Source organism: Dietzia sp. DQ11-44 (assembly GCF_014145205.1).
Lineage (GTDB): Bacteria > Actinomycetota > Actinomycetes > Mycobacteriales > Mycobacteriaceae > Dietzia > Dietzia natronolimnaea.
In genome coordinates this window covers 1-2,595 of sequence record NZ_JAALEC010000567.1, presented here as the reverse complement: position 1 = coordinate 2,595, position 2,595 = coordinate 1, and the positions used below count along the sequence as shown (strand labels likewise).

Annotated in this window: 3 protein-coding genes; 1 reads left to right on the top strand and 2 read right to left on the bottom strand. The window is 71.0% G+C overall.

The window, feature by feature from the left end; genetic code table 11:
• Nucleotides 1-92: 92 nt before the first annotated feature.
• Nucleotides 93-617, bottom strand: coding sequence for a flavin reductase family protein (locus G6018_RS13520; RefSeq protein WP_182611051.1), 525 nt, complete (start codon nucleotides 615-617; stop codon nucleotides 93-95).
• 63 nt (nucleotides 618-680) lie between these two features.
• Nucleotides 681-1,856, bottom strand: coding sequence for an ROK family protein (locus tag G6018_RS13515; protein WP_182611052.1), 1,176 nt, complete (start codon nucleotides 1,854-1,856; stop codon nucleotides 681-683).
• A gap of 149 nt (nucleotides 1,857-2,005) precedes the next feature.
• Between G6018_RS13515 and G6018_RS13510 the strand changes: the two genes are divergently transcribed.
• Nucleotides 2,006-2,595: LLM class flavin-dependent oxidoreductase (locus G6018_RS13510; RefSeq protein ID WP_347237866.1), on the top strand; the 590-nt coding region annotated here is incomplete at its 3' end.

The following is a 2,595-nucleotide window of genomic DNA, read 5'->3' as shown; positions in this document are numbered from 1 at the left end:
GCCCCCGCTCATCGAGCGGGGGCCGCCTCGTCGTCGGCCGATCTCGTGGTCGGTCGGCCTCGTGGTCAGTCGTGGTCAGTCGTGGGACGTGGTCACTCGTGGGCCGTGGGCACCGCACGGAAGCCACCGTCGAGCACCACGAGCGGATCGCCGGGATCCTCCTCGTCGAACCAGGCGTCCAGCAGCCGCGCGACCACCAGGACGTGGTCGCCCGCCGGGACGAGACGATCGAGGGCGACCCGGAGTCGCGCCCGCCCGCCGTGGAGGAGCGGTTCACCGGTCTCGGCCCGGGTCCACAGGGAGTGGTCGGCGAACCGGAGGTGGGAGGGGCCGGCGAACCGGAGCGCGAGTGATCGGTCGGCCTCGCCCAGCAGGTGGATCACCGCGGTCCGGGCGTCGAGCACCGCCGCCAGGCTGGACGACGAGATCCCGACGTTGAAGCTCACCAGGGCGGGCCTCGACGACAGGCTGGACGGTGATGACGCGGTGAACCCCACCGGCCCGTCGGCGCCGTCGAGGGTGATGATCGTGACGCCGGCGGGATGCATACGCATCGCACGCCGGTGGGTCTCCGCCGGGACGGACTGGTGAGCGGTGGACAGGCTTCGTTCGGTCATACGAGAAGTCTGTGGGGGTCCGCTACGGATGTCGAACATTACTGTCGCGGTGACCGGAAAGGGTCAGGACACCGACAGCAGCCTCGACGGCAGCGCGCTCGTGGGGTCGGCCGAGATGGTGTCGAGCGCCACCGCCATGGCCGCCAGCTGCTGGATCCGCCCGCCCGCCGTCGACACCCTGAGTTCGGGTGCCCCGCCGGCGAGAGGGGTCTCCCGTGAGGCTCTCAGGATGGGTCCCAGGTAGCGCGGGTGGTCCGTGAAGGCCTGTCCACAGAGCACCACCGAATCCGGCCGAGTGATGGCCGAGACCAACCCGACCAGGCGGCCGAGGATGGTCGCCCGCTCGACGAGGATCGCGTCGGCCACCGGGTCACCGTGTGCCCGGGCCGCGAGCTCCGGCACCGACCCGACGGTGATCCCGCGGGCGGCCGCAGCCCGGACCAGTCCGGAATCGCCCACCACGTCCAGGAGGCCACCGCCGCGGTCGTCGAGGTAGGTGGTCGGCCCCACGGGGAGGTGGGCGAGTTCCGCCGAGCCGGCCCGTGGCAGGTGCACGGCGCCGTCGATCACGAGGGCGGAGCCCAGATGCTCCCGCGCGTAGACGACCAGCGTCGTGCCCGTGTGGGACTCGTGCCCCACGAGCAGCTCCGCCGCGGCCATCGCCTCGACGTGGGGGGCCACGGAGAAGGGCACCCCGATTCGATCGGCGAACAGGTCCGCCACCGGAACGTCCCGCCACCCCAGCAGGTCGTGGTCGATCCTGCCCGGCGCGGTGATCCTCGCGGCCGTGGCCACGCCGCCCCAGACCAGCCGGCGGTCCCGGTGGCCGTCGAGGAGCCGGAACGCGATCGCGGACAGCTCGTCCGCGATCACCTCCGGATCCCGGCCCGGGGTGGGGATCGCGTACTCGGACAGGATCCGGCAGGCGAGATCACTGATGGCGACCACGCACCGGCTGAGGCCGATGTGGACGGCCACCACCACGGGCCCGGCGGGATCGATCTCCACGGGGATGCTCGGCCGGCCCACGGAACCGTCGTGCATGAGTTCGGGTCGCTCGCGGATGACCCCGGAGGACAGCAGCGCTGCCGTGGCTCGGCTGACCGTCGCCACCGACAGGCCCGTGGACGCGGCCACCTCCGGACGGGTCACCGGCCCCCGGAACCGGATCGTGCGCATGACCCTGGCCGAGCTCACGTCGGACAAACGCAGGTCAGGGGCGGGTGATCGGGGTGTCATGGGGGAGAGGGTACCACAGCCTATAGACCGATCGGTCTACTCGTGTAATGGGTTTCCTTCCCGGTGACGGCAATTGTGGCCCCCCGTCTCCGTCCGGTCGCACGATGTGTCGGTCCGCACTCCGACCCGAGACACCTCAGGAGCCGTCCGTGGCCACCGACCCGACTCATCCGAACCCCGACCAGACTGGGTTGCACTTCCACTGGTTCCTGCCCACCTACGGGGACTCGCGCAACCTCGTGGCCGGGGGGCACGGCACGCTGATGTCGGGGGACCGTCCGGCGACCCTGCCGTATCTGCGGCAGATCGTCGCGGCGGCCGAGCACAACGGGTTCGAGTCCCTCCTCACTCCCACCGGCGCCTGGTGCGAGGACGCGATGATCACCACCGCACTGCTCGCCGAGTCGAGCGACAGCATCAAGTTCCTCGTGGCGCTGCGCCCGGGGCTCATGAGTCCCACCCTCGCCGCGCAGATGGCGACCACCTTCCAGTGGCAGACCGGTGGCCGCCTGCTCCTCAACGTGGTCACCGGAGGGGAGTCCCGCGAGCAACGCGCCTATGGGGACTTCCTGGACAAAGAGGCCCGATACGCCAGGGCGGACGAGTTCCTCGAGATCGTCCGAGGACTCTGGGATTCGGAGAGCCCGCTCTCCTACAGCGGTGACCACCTCGCCGTCGTCGATTCCGTCCTGGCGCGTCGACCGGAACCGGCGCCGCCGATCTTCTTCGGCGGCTCCTC